Annotated in this window: 27 protein-coding genes; 26 read left to right on the forward strand and 1 reads right to left on the reverse strand. The window is 65.0% G+C overall.

All coding sequences use genetic code 11. The features are described 5' to 3' along the window. The 22 genes from rplV to DY467_RS08710 all read left to right on the forward strand — a co-directional run bounded on the left by rplV (nt 1) and on the right by DY467_RS08710 (nt 12,994). A complete protein-coding gene (rplV, locus tag DY467_RS08605) occupies nt 1–384 on the forward strand; it encodes a 50S ribosomal protein L22 (RefSeq protein ID WP_011158790.1) in 384 nt (127 codons plus the stop codon). Between the two features lie 22 nt (nt 385–406). Next, nucleotides 407–1,114 carry a 30S ribosomal protein S3 gene (gene rpsC / locus DY467_RS08610; protein ID WP_011158789.1) on the forward strand — a complete coding sequence of 236 codons (708 nt, stop codon included), beginning with the start codon at nt 407–409 and terminating at the stop codon, nt 1,112–1,114. A 32-nt stretch (nt 1,115–1,146) separates the two neighbouring features. Beyond that, entirely contained in the window at nt 1,147–1,560 is a 414-nt protein-coding gene (rplP, locus tag DY467_RS08615) for a 50S ribosomal protein L16 (RefSeq protein ID WP_011158788.1), read from the forward strand. Between the two features lie 5 nt (nt 1,561–1,565). After that, entirely contained in the window at nt 1,566–1,775 is a 210-nt protein-coding gene (gene rpmC, locus DY467_RS08620; RefSeq protein WP_011158787.1) for a 50S ribosomal protein L29, read from the forward strand. 12 nt (nt 1,776–1,787) lie between these two features. Further along, a complete protein-coding gene (gene rpsQ / locus DY467_RS08625; protein WP_013501923.1) occupies nt 1,788–2,036 on the forward strand; it encodes a 30S ribosomal protein S17 in 249 nt (82 codons plus the stop codon). Nucleotides 2,037–2,099: 63 nt separating this feature from the next. Then, a complete protein-coding gene (gene rplN / locus DY467_RS08630; protein WP_011158785.1) occupies nt 2,100–2,468 on the forward strand; it encodes a 50S ribosomal protein L14 in 369 nt (122 codons plus the stop codon). After that, on the forward strand, nt 2,468–2,782 hold the full coding sequence (gene rplX, locus DY467_RS08635) for a 50S ribosomal protein L24 (RefSeq protein WP_011158784.1): 315 nt from the start codon (nt 2,468–2,470) through the stop codon (nt 2,780–2,782). The genes rplN and rplX overlap by 1 nt, the downstream gene beginning before the upstream one ends. Next, nucleotides 2,775–3,332 (forward strand): 50S ribosomal protein L5, encoded by a 558-nt coding sequence (rplE, locus tag DY467_RS08640; RefSeq protein ID WP_011158783.1) that lies wholly within the window; start codon nt 2,775–2,777, stop codon nt 3,330–3,332. Before rplX ends, rplE begins: the two co-directional genes overlap by 8 nt. A 43-nt stretch (nt 3,333–3,375) precedes the next feature. Continuing rightward, nucleotides 3,376–3,681 carry a 30S ribosomal protein S14 gene (gene rpsN / locus DY467_RS08645; RefSeq protein ID WP_012496648.1) on the forward strand — a complete coding sequence of 102 codons (306 nt, stop codon included), beginning with the start codon at nt 3,376–3,378 and terminating at the stop codon, nt 3,679–3,681. Between the two features lie 15 nt (nt 3,682–3,696). Further along, on the forward strand, nt 3,697–4,095 hold the full coding sequence (gene rpsH, locus DY467_RS08650; protein ID WP_107345076.1) for a 30S ribosomal protein S8: 399 nt from the start codon (nt 3,697–3,699) through the stop codon (nt 4,093–4,095). Nucleotides 4,096–4,207: 112 nt separating this feature from the next. Further along, on the forward strand, nt 4,208–4,741 hold the full coding sequence (gene rplF, locus DY467_RS08655; RefSeq protein ID WP_107345075.1) for a 50S ribosomal protein L6: 534 nt from the start codon (nt 4,208–4,210) through the stop codon (nt 4,739–4,741). Between the two features lie 11 nt (nt 4,742–4,752). Next, nucleotides 4,753–5,115 (forward strand): 50S ribosomal protein L18, encoded by a 363-nt coding sequence (rplR, locus tag DY467_RS08660; RefSeq protein WP_107345074.1) that lies wholly within the window; start codon nt 4,753–4,755, stop codon nt 5,113–5,115. Between the two features lie 60 nt (nt 5,116–5,175). Further along, on the forward strand, nt 5,176–5,751 hold the full coding sequence (gene rpsE / locus DY467_RS08665; protein ID WP_011158778.1) for a 30S ribosomal protein S5: 576 nt from the start codon (nt 5,176–5,178) through the stop codon (nt 5,749–5,751). A 58-nt stretch (nt 5,752–5,809) separates the two neighbouring features. Beyond that, nucleotides 5,810–6,004, forward strand: coding sequence for a 50S ribosomal protein L30 (gene rpmD / locus DY467_RS08670; RefSeq protein WP_011158777.1), 195 nt, complete (start codon nt 5,810–5,812; stop codon nt 6,002–6,004). Between the two features lie 12 nt (nt 6,005–6,016). Beyond that, nucleotides 6,017–6,502: a 50S ribosomal protein L15 gene (gene rplO / locus DY467_RS08675; protein ID WP_107345073.1), complete on the forward strand. Its 486-nt coding sequence runs from the start codon at nt 6,017–6,019 to the stop codon at nt 6,500–6,502. Between the two features lie 152 nt (nt 6,503–6,654). Then, complete coding sequence (gene secY / locus DY467_RS08680) at nt 6,655–7,986, forward strand: preprotein translocase subunit SecY (protein WP_107345072.1); 1,332 nt, start codon at nt 6,655–6,657, stop codon at nt 7,984–7,986. Further along, nucleotides 7,983–9,107 carry an adenylate kinase gene (locus tag DY467_RS08685; RefSeq protein ID WP_164635320.1) on the forward strand — a complete coding sequence of 375 codons (1,125 nt, stop codon included), beginning with the start codon at nt 7,983–7,985 and terminating at the stop codon, nt 9,105–9,107. The genes secY and DY467_RS08685 overlap by 4 nt, the downstream gene beginning before the upstream one ends. A gap of 188 nt (nt 9,108–9,295) precedes the next feature. Beyond that, entirely contained in the window at nt 9,296–9,664 is a 369-nt protein-coding gene (gene rpsM, locus DY467_RS08690) for a 30S ribosomal protein S13 (RefSeq protein WP_011158773.1), read from the forward strand. A gap of 130 nt (nt 9,665–9,794) precedes the next feature. Further along, nucleotides 9,795–10,184, forward strand: coding sequence for a 30S ribosomal protein S11 (rpsK, locus tag DY467_RS08695; protein ID WP_011158772.1), 390 nt, complete (start codon nt 9,795–9,797; stop codon nt 10,182–10,184). A gap of 134 nt (nt 10,185–10,318) precedes the next feature. Next, nucleotides 10,319–11,338, forward strand: a complete 1,020-nt coding sequence (locus tag DY467_RS08700) for a DNA-directed RNA polymerase subunit alpha (RefSeq protein WP_107345070.1) — start codon at nt 10,319–10,321, stop codon at nt 11,336–11,338. Nucleotides 11,339–11,494: 156 nt separating this feature from the next. Continuing rightward, nucleotides 11,495–11,914 (forward strand): 50S ribosomal protein L17, encoded by a 420-nt coding sequence (gene rplQ / locus DY467_RS08705; RefSeq protein WP_107345069.1) that lies wholly within the window; start codon nt 11,495–11,497, stop codon nt 11,912–11,914. Between the two features lie 285 nt (nt 11,915–12,199). Beyond that, nucleotides 12,200–12,994: an SDR family NAD(P)-dependent oxidoreductase gene (locus DY467_RS08710; protein ID WP_164635322.1), complete on the forward strand. Its 795-nt coding sequence runs from the start codon at nt 12,200–12,202 to the stop codon at nt 12,992–12,994. Between the two features lie 467 nt (nt 12,995–13,461). On the opposite strand, the gene DY467_RS08715 is transcribed toward DY467_RS08710, so the two are convergent. After that, complete coding sequence (locus DY467_RS08715; protein WP_164635324.1) at nt 13,462–14,478, reverse strand: zinc-binding alcohol dehydrogenase family protein; 1,017 nt, start codon at nt 14,476–14,478, stop codon at nt 13,462–13,464. A 116-nt stretch (nt 14,479–14,594) separates the two neighbouring features. Between DY467_RS08715 and DY467_RS08720 the strand changes: the two genes are divergently transcribed. From DY467_RS08720 to DY467_RS08735, 4 genes are all read left to right on the forward strand, one after another. Then, nucleotides 14,595–14,981 carry a winged helix-turn-helix transcriptional regulator gene (locus DY467_RS08720; RefSeq protein WP_164635326.1) on the forward strand — a complete coding sequence of 129 codons (387 nt, stop codon included), beginning with the start codon at nt 14,595–14,597 and terminating at the stop codon, nt 14,979–14,981. Between the two features lie 83 nt (nt 14,982–15,064). Continuing rightward, on the forward strand, nt 15,065–16,456 hold the full coding sequence (locus DY467_RS08725; protein WP_107345066.1) for a DegQ family serine endoprotease: 1,392 nt from the start codon (nt 15,065–15,067) through the stop codon (nt 16,454–16,456). Nucleotides 16,457–16,681: 225 nt separating this feature from the next. Further along, nucleotides 16,682–18,013 (forward strand): replication-associated recombination protein A, encoded by a 1,332-nt coding sequence (locus DY467_RS08730; RefSeq protein ID WP_164635328.1) that lies wholly within the window; start codon nt 16,682–16,684, stop codon nt 18,011–18,013. Between the two features lie 299 nt (nt 18,014–18,312). Then, complete coding sequence (locus DY467_RS08735) at nt 18,313–20,283, forward strand: putative bifunctional diguanylate cyclase/phosphodiesterase (RefSeq protein ID WP_164635330.1); 1,971 nt, start codon at nt 18,313–18,315, stop codon at nt 20,281–20,283. The last annotated feature ends 36 nt before the right edge of the window (nt 20,284–20,319 follow it).

Raw genomic sequence — 20,319 nt, forward strand, 5'->3', positions numbered from 1 at the left:
ATGAGCAAACCCAAGCGCGAACGTAGCCTGCCTGATAACGAGGCGAAGGCTGTCGCCAGGATGCTTCGCGTCTCTCCGCAGAAGCTCAACCTGGTCGCCCAACTGATCCGCGGCCGCAAGGCGTCGGCGGCTCTCGCCGACCTCGCGTTTTCGCGCAAGCGGATCGCGGTCGATGTTAAGAAGTGCCTCGAATCGGCTATCGCCAACGCCGAGAACAATCACGACCTCGACGTCGATGCGCTGGTCGTCTCCGAGGCCCACGTCGGCAAGGGCATCGTGATGAAGCGTTTCACCCCGCGCGGCCGTGGTCGCTCGGGCCGTATTTTCAAACCCTTCGCGCAGCTGACGATCGTCGTTCGTCAGGTCGAAGAAGCAAGCGCTTAAGCGAAGGCGCGGGAGACTTTCGATGGGTCAAAAGATCAATCCGATCGGGCTGCGGCTGGGTATCAACCGGACGTGGGATTCCCGTTGGTTCGCCGGCAAGAACGAGTACGGCAAGCTGCTGCACGAGGACGTCAAGATCCGCGAGATCCTGCACAAGGAACTGAAGCAGGCGGCGGTCGCGCGTATCGTGATCGAGCGCCCGCACAAGAAGTGCCGCGTGACGATCCACTCGGCGCGTCCCGGCGTGGTGATCGGCAAGAAGGGCGCCGACATCGACAAGCTGCGTAAGAAGGTTGCCGACATCACCTCTTCGGATGTCGTGATCAACATCGTCGAAATCCGCAAGCCCGAGCTCGACGCGACCCTGGTCGCCGAGTCGATCGCGCAGCAGCTCGAGCGCCGCGTTGCGTTCCGCCGCGCGATGAAGCGGGCGGTGCAGTCGGCGATGCGTCTCGGCGCCGAAGGCATCCGGATCAACTGCTCGGGCCGCCTCGGCGGCGCCGAAATCGCCCGTATGGAGTGGTACCGCGAAGGCCGCGTGCCGCTGCACACCCTGCGCGCCGACATCGACTACGGCGTTGCGACCGCGTTCACGACCTTCGGCACCTGCGGCGTCAAGGTCTGGATCTTCAAGGGTGAGATCCTCGAGCACGATCCGATGGCCCAGGACAAGCGCATGGCCGAAGGCGATGGTGGCGGTTCGTCCCGTCCGCGCCGCGACGCCGCCTGATCGCGCAGAATTCGAATTGAGGGCGTAAAGCCATGATGCAACCAAAGAGAACCAAGTTCCGTAAGGCGCACAAGGGCCGCATTCACGGCGTTGCGTCCTCGGGCGCGACCCTGGCTTTCGGCCAGTTCGGCCTGAAGGCGATGGAGCCGGAGCGGATCACCGCGCGTCAGATCGAAGCCGCCCGTCGTGCGCTGACCCGTCACATGAAGCGTGCCGGCCGCGTCTGGATCCGCGTGTTCCCCGATCTTCCGGTGTCGAAGAAGCCGGCCGAAGTCCGCATGGGCTCCGGCAAGGGTTCGCCGGAATTGTGGGTCGCGCGCGTCAAGCCGGGCCGGGTGATGTTCGAGATCGACGGCGTCAACCAGCAGATCGCTCGCGAGGCGCTGACCCTGGCCGCCGCCAAGCTGCCGATCAAGACGCGCTTCGTCGCGCGTATCGCGGAGTAATCCTCATGGCTGAGATGAAGACTGCCGACATCCGTGCGATGAGCGAAGACCAGATGGACGACGCGATTCTGTCGCTCAAGAAGGAACGCTTCAACCTGCGCTTCCAGCGCGCCACGGGTCAGCTCGAGAACACCTCTCGGCTGCGCGAGGCTCGCCGCGACATCGCTCGCATCAAGACCATCGCCGCGCAGAAGCGCGCCGGCAAGACGAAGTAAGGACCTTTAGACATGCCGAAGAGGACCCTGCAGGGCGTGGTCGTCAGCGACAAGCAAGAAAAGACGATCGTGGTGCGCGTCGACCGCCGCTTCACTCACCCGATCTACAAGAAGACCATCCGGCGCTCGAAGAACTACCACGCGCACGACGAGAACAACCAGTTCAAGCCGGGCGACATGGTGTGGATCGAAGAGAGCAAGCCGATCTCCAAGTTGAAGCGCTGGACCGTCGTCCGGGGCGAACCGAAGAAGACCGCCTAAGCGCGCATTTGCGCATCAGTTTAGCGCGCGAATAGCGCAGCAGAGAGAGGACGAGGTGCATCAATGATTCAGATGCAGACCAACCTCGACGTGGCCGACAATTCAGGCGCACGCCGTGTCATGTGCATCAAGGTGATTGGGGGATCCAAGCGCCGGTATGCGACCGTGGGTGACGTCATTGTGGTCTCGATCAAGGAAGCGATTCCGCGGGGCAAGGTGAAGAAGGGCGACGTGATGAAGGCCGTGGTGGTCCGTGTCCGCAAGGACATCCGCCGCGCCGACGGCTCCGTCATCCGTTTCGACCGCAACGCCGCCGTTCTGATCAACAATCAGTCCGAGCCGATCGGCACCCGTATCTTTGGGCCGGTGCCGCGCGAGCTGCGTGCGAAGAACCACATGAAGATCATTTCGCTGGCGCCGGAGGTGCTGTGATGGCCGCCAAGATCCGTAAGGGTGACAAGGTGATCGTGCTGAGCGGTCGCGACAAGGGCCGCACCGGCGAGGTATTTGAAGTCCGTCCGGACGCCGGCAAGGCGCTGGTTCGCGGCATCAACGTGGTCAAGCGTCACCAGAAGCAGACCCAGACCCAGGAAGGCGGCATCATCTCGAAAGAGGCGCCGATCGACCTGTCGAACATCGCGATCGTCGGCAAGGACGGCAAGCCGACCCGCGTCGGATTCAAGATTCTCGCGGACGGCAAGAAGGTCCGCGTTGCCAAGCGTTCGGGAGCAGAGATCGATGGCTGAGACCGCTTACGTTCCGCGGCTGCGCACGGAATACGACCGCCACATCCGCACCCAGCTGACTGAGAAGTTCGGCTACGCCAACGTCATGCAGGTTCCGAAGCTCGACAAGGTCGTGCTGAACATGGGCGTGGGCGAGGCGGTGAACGACCGCAAGAAGGCCGAGCAGGCGGCGGCGGATCTGTCGCTGATCGCCGGTCAGAAGGCCGTCATCACCTATTCGCGCGTCGCGATTTCGACCTTCAAGCTGCGCGAAAACCAGCCGATCGGCTGCAAGGTGACGCTGCGCCAGGCGCGGATGTACGAGTTCATCGACCGCCTGATCACGGTCGCGCTGCCGCGCGTCCGCGACTTCCGCGGCCTGAACCCGAAGAGCTTCGACGGCCGTGGCAACTATTCGCTCGGCATCAAGGAGCACATCATTTTCCCCGAAATCGACTTCGACAAGACCGGCGAGTCGTGGGGCATGGACATCACGGTGTGCACCACCGCGCGGACCGACGACGAGGCGCGTGCGCTACTCACCGCTTTCAATTTCCCGTTCCGGCAGTGAGACGCTGAAAAGCCTCTCAAACGCGGAAACCCAGGAGCCTGATATGGCAAAGAAGAGTGCGATCGAGAAGAACAACCGCCGGAAGAAGATGACCAAGAACGCTGCGCCGAAGCGCGCGCGTCTGAAGGCCATCATCGCCGACAAGTCGAAGCCGATGGAAGAGCGCTTCGCGGCCACGCTGAAGCTCGCCGAGATGCCGCGCAACTCGTCGGCGACTCGCATCCGTAACCGCTGCGACCTCACCGGCCGTCCGCGTTCGGTCTATCGTCTCAACAAGCTCAGCCGTATCGCGATCCGCGATCTCGGTTCGCGCGGCCTGGTTCCGGGCCTCGTGAAGTCGAGCTGGTAAGGGGAGGGTCGTCAGATGTCTACGCACGATCCGATCAGCGATCTCATCACCCGCATCCGCAACGCGCAGATGCGCTCCAAGTCCAAGGTTTCGACCCCGGGCTCCAAGATGCGCGCCAACGTTCTCGATGTGCTGAAGTCCGAGGGCTACATCCGCGGCTACGCCACCGTCGAGCATCCGTCGGGCCGCAGCGAGCTCGAGATCGAGCTGAAGTATTTCGACGGCGAGCCGGTGATCCGCGAAATCGAGCGCGTGTCGCGCCCGGGCCGTCGGGTTTACGCCTCGGTGAAGAACTTGCCGCGCGTCAACAACGGCCTCGGCATCTCGGTGCTGTCGACCCCGAAGGGGATCATGGCCGATCACGACGCCCGCGACGCCAATGTCGGCGGCGAGGTTCTGTTCACGGTGTTCTAATCGAAAGCGCGAACGGCCGGACGGTCCGGCCCGGGCGCGCGAAAGAGCGGAAATTGGCGCATCGTCCCGGGCGGGAATTCGCCGGATGATGCAGGGTTAAGAAGGATCGACCATGTCACGCGTTGGCAAGAAGCCCGTCACGGTCCCGTCTGGGGTGACGGCGACCGTCGAGGGACAGACCGTCAAGATGAAGGGGCCGAAGGGCCAGCTTCAGTTCGTCGTGCACGACGACGTCGACGTGAAGTTCGAGGACGGTGCGGTCAAGGTGGCGCCGCGGCACGAGACCAATCGTGCCCGTGCGCTGTACGGGACGGCTCGCGCTCAGATCGCGAATCTGGTGGAAGGCGTCACCAAGGGCTTCGAGAAGAAGCTCGAGATCACCGGCGTCGGCTATCGCGCGGCGATGCAGGGCAAGAAGCTGCAGCTCGCGCTCGGCTACAGCCACGACGTGCTGTACGACATCCCGGAAGGCATCACCATCACGGTGCCGAAGCCGACCGAGATCAACGTCGCCGGCATCGACTCTCAGAAGGTCGGTCAGGTCGCCGCCGAGATCCGCGACTACCGTCCGCCGGAGCCGTATAAGGGTAAGGGCGTGCGTTACGCCGACGAATTCATCTTCCGCAAGGAAGGCAAGAAGAAGTAACGGAGCCGGTCATGTCGAAGATGAAGGTTACGAATGCCCGGCGCACCAACCGGGTCCGGACTGCGCTGCGGCGCACCGCCAACGGCCGTCCGCGGCTGTCGGTGTTCCGCTCGTCCAAGCACATCTATGCCCAGGTGATCGACGACGCCAAGGGCGAGACGCTCGCTTCGGCCTCGTCGCTGGAGAAGACGATGCGCGAGGCCGGCAACACCGGCGCGAACATCGACGCCGCCAAGGCCGTCGGCAAGCTGGTTGCCGAGCGTGCGGTGGAGAAGGGCGTCAAGGAAGTCGTGTTCGACCGCGGCGGCTATCTGTATCACGGGCGCGTCAAGGCCCTGGCAGATGCGGCCCGCGAGAGCGGCCTGAGCTTCTAAATTTCGGTTTGAACGGATACCAGGATCGGGGCGCGAGCCTCGCAAGGATTGGAACACACCATGGCAGCTGAACGCGAACGCGGCGGACGCGAACGGAGCAGGGAGCGCGAGGAGCGCGACAGCGAGTTCGTCGACAAGCTCGTCCACATCAACCGTGTGGCGAAGGTGGTGAAGGGCGGCAAGCGCTTCGGCTTCGCTGCGCTGGTCGTGGTCGGCGATCAGAAGGGCCGGGTCGGCTTCGGCCACGGCAAGGCGCGCGAAGTGCCGGAAGCGATCCGCAAGGCCACCGAGTCGGCGAAGCGCAACCTGACCCGCGTCGCGCTGCGCGAGGGCCGCACCCTGCATCACGACATTGCCGGCCGTCACGGCGCTGGCCGCGTCTATCTCCGCGCCGCCCCGGCCGGTACCGGCATCATCGCCGGCGGTCCGATGCGTGCGGTGTTCGAGACCCTCGGCATCGCCGACGTGGTCGCGAAGTCGGTCGGTTCGTCGAACCCCTACAACATGGTTCGCGCCACCTTCGACGCGCTGAAGCACCTCGACTCGCCGCGTTCGGTTGCCGCGCGCCGCAACATCAAGGTTTCCACTCTGCAGGCCCGCCGCGTCGGTGGCGATGCCGAAGTGGTGGCCGAATAACAGCGTGATCGAGGGCGATCACGCGGTCTTCTGACAAGACGCGATCGGAGTGAACGAGATGGCCAAGGCCGCAAACATGATCAAGGTCGAGCAGATCGGCAGCCCGATTCGGCGCCATCACTCGCAGCGCGAGACGCTGATCGGCCTGAAGCTGAACAAGATCGGCCGCGTCGCCGAACTGCAGGACACCCCTGAAGTTCGCGGAATGATCGGCAAGGTGCAACACCTCGTCCGCGTCGTCGACGAGAAGTAAGGAGACAGGGCGATGAAGCTCAGCGAGATCGCCGACAACGTCGGTTCGCGCAAGAAGCGCATGCGGATCGGCCGCGGCATCGGTTCGGGCAAGGGCAAGACCGGTGGCCGTGGCGGCAAGGGCCAGACCGCGCGTTCGGGCGTGCGCATCAAGGGCTTCGAAGGCGGTCAGATGCCGCTGCATCGTCGCCTGCCGAAGCGCGGCTTCAACAACATCTTCGCGCTCGAATTCGCCGAAGTGAATCTCGACCGCCTCCAGGAGGCCGTCGATGCCAAGGCGATCGACGCCGGCAAGGTGGTCGATGCCGCGGCGCTGGTCGAGGCGGGCGTTCTGCGCCGCGCCAAGGACGGCGTCCGTCTGCTCGGCCGCGGTGAGCTCACCGCGAAGCTGAACATCGAAGTGCACGGTGCGACCAAGTCGGCGATCGCCGCGGTCGAAAAAGCCGGCGGTTCGGTGAAGATCCTCGCCCCGAAGGCGGAAGAAGGCGAGGCGGCGTAATATCCCCGTCAGCGCCCGCTGTTAAAGCGGGCGCCCGGCTTCGCCGGTACGGTGGATTTTTCGACACGCGCGCACCAAATTGAGGCCCGGCGCCGACCCGACCGCCGCATCCGGCGGCGGATCGGGACGAGCAGCGCGGGAGAAAGCCGGATATGGTCTCAGCAGCTGAACAACTAGCGGCAAACCTCAACTTTTCGGCGCTTGGTAAAGCCGAAGAGCTGAAGAAGCGGATCTGGTTCACGCTCGGCGCGCTGCTGGTGTACCGCTTCGGCACCTACATCCCACTGCCGGGAATTGATCCGAACGTGTGGGAGCAGGTGTTCCGCCAGCAGGCTGGCGGCATCCTAGGCATGTTCAACATGTTCGCCGGCGGCGGCATCCACCGCATGGCGATCTTCGCGCTCAACATCATGCCGTACATCTCGGCATCGATCATCGTGCAGCTGCTGACCACCGTGTCGCCGCAGCTCGAAGCGCTGAAGAAGGAAGGCGAGAGCGGCCGTAAGACGCTCAATCAATATACCCGCTACCTCACCGTGATCCTGGCGCTGTTCCAGTCCTACGGCATCGCCGTCGGCCTCGAAGGCGCGGGCAATGTGGTGTCCGACCCGGGCATGTTCTTCCGGCTGTCGACCACGATCACGCTGACCGGCGGCACCATGTTCCTGATGTGGCTGGGTGAGCAGATCACCTCGCGCGGCATCGGCAACGGCATTTCGCTGATCATTCTGGCCGGCATCGTCGCCGAGCTGCCGTCGGCGCTAGCCAACATGCTCGAGCTCGGCCGTCAGGGCGCGCTGTCAACCGGCCTGATCCTGGTCGTGTTGGTGATGGCCGTCGTCGTGATCGCCTTCATCGTGTTCATGGAGCGCGCCCAGCGCCGGCTCTTGATCCAGTATCCGAAGCGCCAGGTCGGCAATAAGATGTTCGAGGGCCAGTCCTCGCATCTGCCGCTGAAGCTCAACACCTCGGGCGTGATTCCGCCGATCTTCGCGTCGTCGCTGCTGCTGCTGCCGACCACGATCGCGAACTTCAACGCCGGCAGCGGGCCGGAGTGGTTCCAGTGGATCGTGACCCAGTTCGGTCACGGCCGGCCGCTGTTCCTGCTGTTCTATATCGGCATGATCGTGTTCTTCGCGTTCTTCTATACCGCGATCGTGTTCAACCCGACCGAGACCGCAGACAATCTGAAGAAGCACGGCGGCTTCATCCCGGGCATCCGGCCGGGCGAGCGCACCGCCGAGTACATCGACTACGTGCTGTCGCGCATCACCGTGGTCGGTGCGATCTACCTGGCGATCGTCTGCTTGATCCCGGAGATCATGATTTCCTACGCCTCGGTCCCGTTCTATTTCGGCGGAACTTCGCTTCTGATCGTCGTCAGCGTGACGATGGATACGGTGGCGCAGGTGCAAGGCTATCTGCTGGCTCACCAGTATGAAGGCCTGATCAAGAAGTCGAAGTTGCGGGGGCGCAAGAAATGAGACTGATCCTCCTCGGACCGCCAGGCGCGGGCAAGGGCACGCAGGCGGGCCGACTGGTCGAGCGGCACGGCATCGTGCAGCTCTCCACCGGCGACATGCTGCGCGCCGCAGTCGCGGCCGGCACGCCGATCGGCCTCAAGGCCAAGGACATCATGGCGGCCGGCGGTCTGGTGCCGGACGAGGTGGTGATCGGGATCATCTCCGACCGAATCGATCAGGACGACGCCGCGCAGGGTTTCATCCTCGACGGCTTCCCGCGCACCGTGCCGCAGGCCGAAGCGCTCGACCGTCTGCTCAAGGATAAGGGCTTCGATCTCGACGCCGTAGTCGAGCTCAAGGTCAATGAGGGGGCGCTGCTCGACCGGGTCGAGACCCGCGTCGCCGAGATGCGCGCCCGTGGTGAGGAGCCGCGCGCCGACGACAACGCCGAAGCGCTGGCCAAGCGTCTGTCCGCCTACCGGGCGCAGACCGAGCCGCTGGTCGACTACTACTCCGAGAAGCGCAAGCTGCTGACCGTCGACGGCATGATGACGATCGACGAAGTCACCCGCGAGATCGGCCGGGTGCTCGAGGCGGTCCGCGCTGCAGATGCCAAGAAGGGGACCAAGGCCTCCCGCGCCAAGCGCACGGTCAAGACCGGCGCCAAGAAGGCTGCGACCAAGGCTAAGGGTTCCAAGGCTGCTACCAAGGCCAAGGCTCCGAAGAAGGCCGCGGCGAAGCCCGCCGCCAAGTCGGGCGCGAAGTCCGATTCGGCCAAGAAGGCTTCGGCCAAGAAGTCGTCGGCCAAACAGACGGTTGGCAAGAAGGCTTCAGGCAAGACCACCGTTGCCAAGAAGGCCGCCGGCAAGCCGGCCGCTTCCAAGGCAGGCAAGGCTGCAGTCGGCAAGACTGCGAAGGCCGGTCTGAAGAAAGCGGCCAAAGCTGTTGCAAAGGCTGGCAAAAAGGCCGCCAAGGCAGTCGTGAAGGCCGCCAAGGGCGCGGCCAAACCGGCAGCCGGTAAGAAGGCGGCTGGCAAGAAGGCGACCCAAAAGGCCGCCGCGACCTCGAAGGCCAAGGCGGTTGCCAAGGCCCCGGCGCGCGGCAACAAGAAGGCCAAAAAGGTCACGAAGAAGCGAGCTTGAATTGGGATTCGGTTGACGAAGCGAAACTGAATCCTTTAATAAGGCCCGAAATCCCGTCGGATTGTTTCAGACGATGCCGGGCCCCAAAACTGAGCGAGGGGTCGGCGTCGTGTTCGCGTTTGTGAACGCCAGCCCGAGTTAGCAAGGAATTGACCGGCCCGTTTCGGTCGGTGACAGGAGAGAAGTCTGTGGCCCGTATAGCCGGCGTGAATATCCCGACCAACAAGCGCGTGCTGATCGCGCTTCAGTACATCCATGGCATCGGCCAGAAGAACGCGGCCGACATCCTGGAGAAGGTGAAGATCCCGCTCGATCGTCGCGTCAATCAGCTCAGCGACGCCGAGGTGCTGCAGATCCGCGAAGTGATCGACCGCGACTATCTGGTCGAGGGTGACCTTCGCCGTGAGACCGGCATGAACATCAAGCGTCTGATGGACCTCGGCTGCTATCGCGGCCTGCGTCATCGTCGCGGCCTGCCGGTGCGCGGTCAGCGCACCCACACCAACGCCCGCACCCGCAAGGGGCCGGCGAAGGCGATCGCGGGCAAGAAGAAGTAAGTTTGCGAGTTGCGAATGGCGAATGGCGAGTAGGGGACTTCCCCTATTCGCCACTCGTTGTTAGCCATTCGTCGTTTCGGTGGAGCCGCTGGCGTTACGGCGGCGTTGAGATCACGTAGAAAGGTAGACTATGGCCAAGGACGCCACCCGCATTCGCCGTCGCGAGCGCAAGAACATCGCCTCCGGCATCGCGCATGTGAATTCGTCGTTCAACAACACCACCATCACCATCACCGACGCGCAGGGCAATGCGATTGCCTGGTCGTCGGCCGGCACGATGGGTTTCAAGGGCTCGCGCAAGTCGACCCCGTACGCTGCGCAGGTCGCGGCCGAGGACGTCGCCAAGAAGGCGCAGGAGCACGGCATGCGCACCCTCGAAGTCGAGGTGGCGGGCCCCGGTTCGGGCCGTGAGTCGGCGCTGCGCGCGCTGCAGGCGGCGGGTTTCACGGTGACCTCGATCCGCGACGTCACCACCATCCCGCACAATGGTTGCCGTCCGCGTAAGCGTCGTCGCGTCTGAGTTTTGTTTGCCGGCGGTGTTCACCCCGCCGGCGATTCCATTCGTTGTTTCCCGCGGATTGATCCGCAGTTTCCAATGCTAGCAGCGATGCGCCGGGGCCCCGGCTTCGATCGCCTGGCCAGGAAGGTGACACAGTGACGATCCAGAAGAATTGGCAGGAATTGATTCGGCCGAACAAGCTCCAGGTCACCCCCGGGAGCGATGCCACCCGGTTCGCGACGCTGGTCGCCGAACCGCTCGAGCGCGGCTTCGGCCAGACGCTCGGCAACGCGCTGCGTCGCGTGCTGCTGTCGTCGCTGCAGGGCGCGGCGGTGCAGTCGGTCCACATCGACGGCGTGCTGCACGAGTTCTCCTCGATCGCCGGCGTGCGTGAGGACGTCACCGACATCGTGCTGAACATCAAGGACATCTCGCTGAAGATGCAGGGCGAAGGCCCGAAGCGGATGGTCGTGAAGAAGCAGGGGCCGGGCGTGGTCACCGCTGGTGACATCCAGACCGTCGGCGACATCGTCGTGCTGAACCCCGACCTGCAGCTCTGCACGCTGGACGACGGCGCCGAGATCCGCATGGAGTTCACCGTCAACACCGGCAAGGGCTACGTCGCCGCCGAGCGTAACCGTCCCGAGGACGCGCCGATCGGTCTGATCCCGGTCGACAGCCTATACTCGCCGGTCCGCAAGGTGTCGTACAAGGTCGAGAATACCCGCGAGGGCCAGATCCTCGACTACGACAAGCTCACCATGACGGTCGAGACCAACGGCGCGATCTCGCCGGAAGACGCGGTGGCGTTCGCCGCCCGCATCCTGCAGGATCAGCTCAACGTCTTCGTCAACTTCGAAGAGCCGCGCAAGGAAGTCACTCAGGAGATCATTCCGGATCTCGCCTTCAACCCGGCCTTCCTCAAGAAGGTGGACGAGCTCGAGCTGTCGGTGCGTTCGGCGAACTGCCTGAAGAACGACAACATCGTCTACATCGGCGACCTGGTGCAGAAGTCGGAAGCGGAAATGCTCCGCACCCCGAACTTCGGCCGCAAGTCGCTGAACGAGATCAAGGAAGTGCTGGCGCAGATGGGCCTGCATCTCGGCATGGAAGTGCCGGGCTGGCCGCCGGAAAACATCGACGAGCTCGCCAAGCGCTTCGAAGATCACTACTAAGCAACTCGGCCTCATGGTTCGCCATGAGGCCTCTTTCTCGTCCTGAAGGAGCGGCGCTGCCGCTCTCGAAGGGTGAGGCTCCACCAGGGCGAACGCAGGTAGCCCGCCTGCAACTCCGACGAACCGTCGGGTATCATCGAGTGAAGGACTGACAACATGAAGCACGGCAAGGTTCATCGGAAGCTCAACCGCACGGCCGAACACCGCAAGGCGATGTTCGCCAACATGTGCGCCGCTCTGATCAAGCACGAGCAGATCGTCACCACGCTGCCGAAGGCCAAGGAGCTGCGGCCGATCGTCGAGAAGCTGGTCACCCTCGGCAAGAAGGGTGGCCTCGACAAGCGCCGCCAGGCGATCGCCGAGATGCGCGACATCGAGCAGGTCAAGAAGCTGTTCGACGTGCTGGCGCCGCGCTACGCCGATCGCAACGGCGGCTACACCCGCATCATCAAGGCCGGCTTCCGCTACGGCGACAACGCCGCGATGGCGGTGATCGAATTCGTCGACCGCGACGAAGACGCCAAGGGCAAGGATTCGGGCCCGACGCAGGACAGCAGCGAAGCCGAAGCGGCGTAAGCGGCTTCCTTCCAGTCTGAGTTTTCAAAAGGCGGTGCCGCAAGGCGCCGCCTTTTTCGTTGCGGCACAAGGTTCTGTCTCTACGTCATCCCCGCGCATGCGGGGATCCAGTATTCCAGAGCGCCGGTGATGAGCATGAAGGCTCCGCGATACTGGGGCGCCCGCCTTCGCGGGCGATGACGGCTGGTGGGTGAGGGCGCACGTCCTCGTGTCTGGCGCTGGCGATCGGCGGTCCTGATCGTTACTTCCGTCATCAACGTTGAGGATTGAAAACGGGAGCACTCCATGCAGATTGATCTTTCCGGCAAGACCGCGCTCGTCACCGGCTCGACCGCCGGCATCGGCCATGCCATCGCCAAGGGCCTCGCCGCGACCGGCGCCAATGTGGTGATCAACGGCCGCGGCCAGGCCAAGGTCGACGCGGCGGTCGCCGCGGTTTCCAAGGTCGCCAAGGGCGGCAAGATCACCGGCGTGGCGGCCGACGTCTCGACCGCGGATGGCTGCGCCAAGCTGGTTGCGGCCCAGCCCGACGTCGATATCCTGATCAACAACACCGGTATCTTCGAGCCGAAGCCGTTCTTCGATATTCCGGACGAAGACTGGCAGCGCTTTTTCGACGTCAACGTGATGAGCGGCGTGCGGCTGTCGCGGGCCTATATGCCCGCGATGCTGAAGCGCAACTGGGGCCGCATCATCTTCATCGCTTCGGAATCCGCCCTGATGATTCCGCAGGAGATGATCCACTACGGCATGACCAAGACCGCGCAGCTCTCGGTTTCGCGCGGCCTCGCCGAACTCACCCGCGGCACAGCTGTGACGGTGAATGCGGTGATGCCTGGGCCGACGATGAGCGAGGGCGTTCAGACCTTCGTGGCCGATCTTGCCAAGCAGAACGGCCAGTCGGAGAGCGAAGCCGCCGCCAACTTCATCAAGCAGCATCGCCCCGGCTCACTGATCCAGCGCTTCGCCACCGTCGAGGAGATCGCCAACATGGTGGTCTATGTCAGCTCGAAGGAGTCCGCCGCCACCAACGGTGCCGCACTCCGGGCCGAAGGCGGCCTGCTGCAGACGATCGCGTAGTTGGAGGAGGGGTGTCGGTCACTGCCCGCGGCAGCCCTCACCCCAACCCTCTCCCGCAAGCGGGAGAGGGAGCTCGCCGCCGCTCGGGCGGGCGCTTCGGGTGGAAACGAATGCTGACGAGCTCCATCATGCTCTGATGAGTTGGGTCGCTCTGATAACCCGCTGCGCTGATCAGCAATGAGCGAACTCATCGCTTCGGGCCGCTGCCGTCGCCGCATCGGCAACCTGCTCCCTCTCCCGCTTGCGGGAGAGGGGTGGGGTGAGGGCGACGCGGGCACGGCGCACCCGACCCATTCCCGTCGTCATTCCGGGGCGCTCGCGAAAGCGAGCGAACCCGGAATCCCGACGTTGTTACGAAGAAATTTGGGCGCGAGTGCTGACCCAGAGATTCCGTGTTCGCGCGCGCCCCGGAATGACTCGGAGAGAGCGCGGTGCTCAATCCGTCCTGCTAGAACCAAACAGCAGAACTACTCCCATCCCTCCAGCACGATCTTTCCGATCGATGTGCCGCTCTCCAGCAAAGCGTGGGCGCGTTTCAGGTTGGCGGCGGTGATGGTGCCGAAGGTCTGTTGATGGGTCGTCCGCAGCACACCGGTGTCGATCAGGCCGGCGACCTCGTCGAGCAAATCGTGCTGCGCGATCATGTCGGCGGTCTGGTACGAGGAGCGGGCGAACATCGCTTCCCAATGCAGCGACGCTGATTTCGGCTTCAGCAGCATCGGGTTCAGCGCCGCCGGATCGTCGATCAGTCCAATCTTGCCCTGCGGCGCGAGGATATCGATCAGGCCGGCGAAGTGCCCCTCGGTGCCGGTGAGGCTGGCGATCAGCGCGACCGGCGGCAGCTTCAGCGCGTCGACCTGCGGTTTCATCGGCTTGGAGTGATCGATCACCGCGTGGGCGCCGAGGTCGAGGCACCATGCCTGCGTTTCGGGCCGCGACGCCGTGGCGATGATGGTCAGCCCGGTGAGGCGGCGCGCGAGCTGGATCAGGATCGAGCCGACGCCGCCAGCGCCGCCGACGATCAGCAGCGTGCGCGGATCGAACGCCTTGCTCGGCACTACGCCGAGCCGGTCGAACAGCAATTCCCAGGCGGTGATCGAGGTCAGCGGCAGCGCCGCGGCCTCGGCAAAGCCCAGCGTCTTCGGTTTGCGGCCGACGATGCGCTCGTCGACCAGATGCAGTTCGGCGTTGGTGCCGGGCCGCTGGATCGAGCCGGCGTAAAACACCTCGTCGCCGGGCTTGAACAGCGTCACCTCGGCGCCGACCGCTTCGACCACGCCGGCCGCGTCGTAGCCGAGGATCTTGTGTTCGCCGGCAGGCGGGGCGGCGCGCTTGCGCACCTTGAAGTCGACCGGATTGACCGAGATCGCCTTCACCGCCACCCGCAGGTCGCGTGGACCCGGCTCGGGCGTGGGCAGCTCAAGATCGAGCAGCGCCTCGGGATCTTCGATCGGGAGGCTCTTGGTGTAGCCGACAGCTTTCATGGTGGGCTCCGTGTAGGGCGTTTGTCGCCGTGCAAGGTCGCCTTCACCGGCCTTTATTGCAAGTACTGTCGTTTCGGGGATATAGTCACCGATCGGATACTATTGGGCCACTCCGCATGAAACGTCGCAACTTTGCCTGTGCGCCGGGCTGCTCGGTCGAGGTGACGCTCGACCTGATCGACGGCAAGTGGAAGGGCGTCATCCTGTACCATCTGCAGGACGGCCGGCTGCGGTTCGGGGAGCTGCGCCGGCGGATGCCGGGCATCACCCAGCGGATGCTGACCAAGCAGCTGCGCGCCCTGGAAGACGACGACCTGATCACCCGCGAGGTGTTCGCCGAGGTGCCGCCGCGGGTGGAATACGCGCTGTCGGAAACCGGCGAGCGGCTGCGCCCGGTGATCGACGCACTCAAACGCTGGGGTGAGGAACACCGTGCCCGCCAGCAGCAGCTCGCGCCGCGCGCCGAGCCGCCGTCCGAAACCGCCGAGGCTCAGCCGGCGTGAGCGCCGGCCGCTTTTCCTTCTCCTGGCTGGGCCGGCGGACTATATCTGCTGCGCTATCGATGCCCCCTGTAACGGATTCCCGCATGAACCCGATCCGCACCTTCGCCGTCCTCTGTGTGTCACTCGCCCTCACCACGCCGCTCGCGGCGCAGGATCGGCGGGTGCCGTCGTCGCCGGCGGAGCTGAAGCTGTCCTACGCGCCGATCGTGCAGCACGTGCAGCCGGCGGTCGTGAACGTTTATGCCGCCAAGGTGGTGCAGAACCGCAATCCGCTGCTGGAAGATCCGATCTTCCGCCGGTTCTTCGGCGTGCCCGGCCAGCCGGAGCAGATCCAGCGCTCGCTCGGCTCGGGCGTGATGGTCGATGCCTCGGGCCTGGTCGTCACCAACAACCACGTCATCGAGGGCGCCGATCAGGTCAAGGTCGCGCTCGCCGACAAGCGCGAGTTCGAAGCCGAGATCGTCCTGAAGGACAGCCGCACCGATCTGGCGGTGCTGCGTCTCAAGGATACCAAGGAGAAGTTTGCCACGCTCGACTTCGCCAACTCCGACGACCTGATGGTCGGCGACGTGGTGCTGGCGATCGGCAACCCGTTCGGTGTCGGTCAGACCGTGACGCACGGCATCGTCTCGGCGCTCGCGCGCACCCAGGTCGGCATCACCGACTATCAGTTCTTCATCCAGACCGACGCGGCGATCAATCCAGGCAATTCCGGCGGCGCGCTGGTCGATGTCTCGGGCAAGCTGGTTGGTATCAACACCGCGATCTTCTCGCGCTCGGGCGGCTCGCAGGGCATCGGCTTCGCGATCCCCGCCAACATGGTGCGCGTTGTGGTCGCCTCGGCCAAGAGCGGCGGCAAGGCCGTGAAGCGGCCGTGGCTCGGCGCGCGGCTGCAGGCGGTGACGCCGGAGATCGCCGAAACCCTCGGGCTGAAGCGGCCCGGCGGTGCGCTGGTCGCCAGCGTCACCAAGGGCAGCCCGGCGGAGCGGGCAGGGCTGAAGCTGTCCGACCTGATCGTGTCGATCGACGGCTTTGCGATCGATGATCCGAACGCCTTCGATTATCGCTTTGCCACCCGTCCGCTGGGCGGTGCCGCGCAGCTCGACGTGCAGCGCAGCGGCAAAGCGGTGAAGCTGTCGATCCCGCTCGAGACTGCGCCGGACTCCGGCCGCGACGAGCTGGTGATCACCTCGCGTTCGCCGTTCCAGGGCGCCAAGATCGCCAACATCTCGCCGGCGATCGCCGACGAAATGCGGCTCGATCCGAGCGTCGAAGGCGTCGTGGTCACCGAGCTTCCAGAAGACAGCACGGCGGCGAATGTCGGCTTCCAGAAGGGCGACATCATCGTTGCGGTCAACAACACTCGCATCGCCAAGACCAGCGACCTCGAACGCGTCGCCGGCCAGACGGCGCGGCTGTGGCGCATCATGCTGGTCCGCGGCGGCCAGCAGATCCAAGTCACCCTGGGCGGATAGCCCTTCGGGACACGACGCCCTGCAGAGAGCTCTGCCGATGAATTCCGGCACTGACTTCGCCCCACGTCATGCCCGGCCTTGTGCCGGGCATTCACGCCTTGCAGCGGCCGTTGCAGGGAAGACGTGGATGGCCGGGACAAGCCCGGCCATGACGAAGGAGAGTGGACGGGGCAACTGTCCGGTCGGCACGCAGAATCTTCGCGCAACGGATGGGGGCACAACGGCATGAGCCCGAAGCGCCCGCAGCAATCCGAGAACCTGTTCGCAGCCGCCGGGCTGGAGCGGGAGGCGCCGCGTCCGCTGCCGGATCGGCTGCGGCCGCGCTTGCTCGCCGACGTGGTCGGCCAGGATCACATCCTCGGCCCGGACGGCGCGCTGACACGGATGCTGCAGACCCGCACACTCGGCTCGCTAGTGTTCTGGGGCCCGCCCGGCACCGGCAAGACCACCGTGGCGCGGCTGCTCGCCGACGCCACCGAGCTGCAGTTCGAACAGATCTCGGCAGTGTTCTCCGGCGTCGCCGATCTGAAGAAGGTGTTCGACGCCGCGCGCGCCCGCCGCGAGATGGGCAAAGGCACGCTGCTGTTCGTCGACGAGGTGCACCGCTTCAACAAGGCGCAGCAGGACTCGTTTCTGCCGGTGATGGAAGACGGCACCGTGGTGATGGTCGGTGCCACCACCGAGAACCCGTCGTTCGAACTCAACGCGGCGCTTTTATCCCGGGCGCGCGTGCTGATCTTCAAGCCGCTCGATGCGGCCGCGATCGAGCAACTCTTTGCCAAGGCCGAAGCCGCCGAGGGCCGCAAGCTGCCGCTCGATGACGAGGCGCGGGCGGTGCTGGCGCGGATGGCAGACGGCGATGGCCGCGCCTCGTTGACGCTCGCTGAGGAAGTCTGGCGCTCGGCCCGCGAGGGCGAAGTGTTCAATGCCGCGCAGCTTCAGGAGATCCTGCAGCGCCGCGCGCCGATCTACGACAAGAGCGCGGACGGCCACTACAATCTGATCTCGGCGCTGCACAAGTCGGTGCGCGGTTCCGATCCGGATGCGGCGCTGTACTATCTGTGCCGGATGCTCGACGCCGGCGAGGACCCGCTGTTCCTGGCGCGGCGAGTGGTGCGGATGGCGGTCGAAGACGTCGGCATGGCCGATCCGCAGGCGCTGGTGATCGCCAATGCCGCCAAGGACGCTTACGATTTCCTCGGCAGCCCGGAAGGCGAGCTGGCGATCGCGCAGGCGGTGATCTACGTCGCCACCGCGCCGAAATCGAATGCGGCCTACACTGCCTACAAGTCGGCGATGCGGCTCGCCAAGCAGGCCGGCTCGCTGCTGCCGCCCAAGCACATTCTCAATGCCCCGACCGGACTGATGAAGAACGAGGGCTACGGCTCGGGCTATCAGTACGACCACGACACCCCGGAAGGTTTCTCCGGCCAGGACTACTTCCCGGAAACGCTCGGCCGCCAGACCTTCTACGATCCGCCCGACCGCGGTTTCGAACGCGAGATCCGCAAGCGGCTGGACTATTGGGCCAAGCTGCGCGCCGCCAAGGGCAATTAGTCCGCAACTTGTTCGCAGTTGCGGCGAGTTCCAGTTACCTAAACCACCAGCGAAATCTGCGTATTAGTTGCATTCGAGCGTCGAGAGGCGGGTGGCTGGCCGCTTAGTGCACGCGAAGGCCGAATGCCGACGTCCGCGGTTGCTTTGGCTGGTTGATCTTTCCAAACCGGAAACCAATCGGTTCGGATTGTCACGGCGCGGTCATTTTACCGCTGCGTGCAAAGCCAATGTTAAAAAGCCGCTGGTTGATTAGCTGGCGTGAAGATCAGCCGCATTGCCCATCACCGATAGTTTGCCGCATGACCCGCGCCGACAGCAGCTTCAAGGCGATTGCTCTCGCCAAGGCCCAGGCCCGCACGGCGCTGCGCAATGTCCGGCTCACCCTGATTTCCAACATCGCGATCGCGCTGTCGCTGGCGGCGCTGCTGTATCGCGAGAACGGTGAGACGCCGATCCTGTGGTGGCTCGGCGTCGCGATCTCGCTGGCGCTGTTTCGTGCCTGGTGGGTGTCGCGATTGGCCACGAGCGGGGCGGTCGAGACTGCGCCGTATCAGGTGCTGCGCCATTTGACGCTGCTGGCGCTCGCCAGCGGTCTGTTGTGGGGCTTCGTGCCGGCCGCGGTCGGCCTGTTCACCGCGTATCAAGGCATCGACTACGTCACCTTCATCATGATCGGCGCCACCACCGGCGCAATCATTCAGGGCGCCGCCTATTCCCCCGTCGCACTTGCGTTTGCGACGCCGGTGATGGCGGCGACGCTGTTCCGGATCATGATGTCGGGCAACAGCTCCGACTACATCATCCTGTTCGACGGGGTGTTCCTCACCTTCATGCTGTTCCGCGCCGCGATCGGCGGCGAGCGGGAGTTCACCGCCAGCCAGATGACCGCGCTGGAGGCGACCGACCTCGCCAACTCGCTGGCGAGCGCCAACAACGAAGTGCTGAGTTCGAACCGCGCGCTGGAGCAGATCGCGCGGGCCGATCCGCTCACCGGACTCGCCAACCGCAGTCACTTCCGGGACGCCGCGGCGGCCGCGTGTCGCTCGGGGCAGGGCGTCGCCTTCGTGCTGTTCGACGTCGACAACTTCAAGACCATCAACGACACCCGCGGCCACGACGCCGGCGACCGCGTGATCGCCGCGGTGGCCGAGCTGTTGCGCTCATCCTGCGGGCCGCACGATCTGCCGGTGCGGCTCGGCGGCGACGAATTCATCGTGGTGCTGCAGGGCGACGACGTTGCCGCGCGGGCACTGGCGTTGGCGCGGCGGCTGAGCGGCGCGCTGACGCGGCCGCTGCGGGTCGCGGGTCAGCCGCTGGCGATCAGTTGCTCGATCGGCATCGCGGCGCATCCGGGCGGACCGATCGATGTCGAGGACGTTTTCTCCCGAGCCGACGCCGCGCTGTATCGCGCCAAGGACGACGGCCGCGCCTGCATCCGGCTGTTCGACGCGCGGATGCAGGAGGAATTTCTGCTGCAGCGCTGCATCGACGGCGATCTGCCGGGCGCGCTGGCCCGCGGCGAGCTGCATCTCGAATTCCAGCCGCAGGTGGTGCTCGCCACCGGACAGGTGGTCGGGTTCGAGGCGCTGCTGCGCTGGCGCCATCCGACCGCCGGGCTGATCCCGCCGCCGGACATCATTCACGCCGCGATCCGGCTGCAGCTCTCGGCGCGGCTGCTGTCGTTCATCGGCGATGCGGCGTGCGACTTCCTGCGCGCGCTCGACGCCAGCGGCGCGCCGCCGGTCAATGTCGCGGTCAACGTCTCGCCGCGCGAGCTGACGCTGCATTCGCCGGCCAAGATCCTGATGGATCTGACGCAGCGCCACGGCATCGATCCGCGCCGGATCGAAATCGAGATCACCGAAGAAGCGCTGTTCGATCCCAAGCAGTGCGCCCGCGAATTGCAGCGCATCGAGCATTACGGCTTCGGGCTTGCGATCGACGATTTCGGTGTCGGACACTCGTCGATCTCGAATTTGATGAGCGTGGCGCTCGACACCATCAAGATCGACCGCTCGTTCGTGCACGGCGTCAGCGCCAACCGACAGAACCAGCAGCTGATCGCCGCCATCACCGCGGTGGCGCGGCCGCTCGGCCACCGCATCATCGCCGAGGGCGTCGAAAGCCAGGGCGAAGCCGAGACGCTGCGGATGCTCGGCTGCTCCTACGGCCAGGGCTGGCTGTACGGCCGTCCGATGCGCGCCGCCGACGCGGTGGCGTGGCTCGCCGGGCTCGACGAGGAGCGGCGCAGCGAGCGGCAGCTCGCCTAGGCTTGATGCTGCGCCGCGGCCGCCGCATGGTTCGCC

This window comes from Rhodopseudomonas sp. BR0G17 (genome assembly GCF_010907025.1).
Classification (GTDB): Bacteria; Pseudomonadota; Alphaproteobacteria; order Rhizobiales; family Xanthobacteraceae; genus Rhodopseudomonas; species Rhodopseudomonas palustris_H.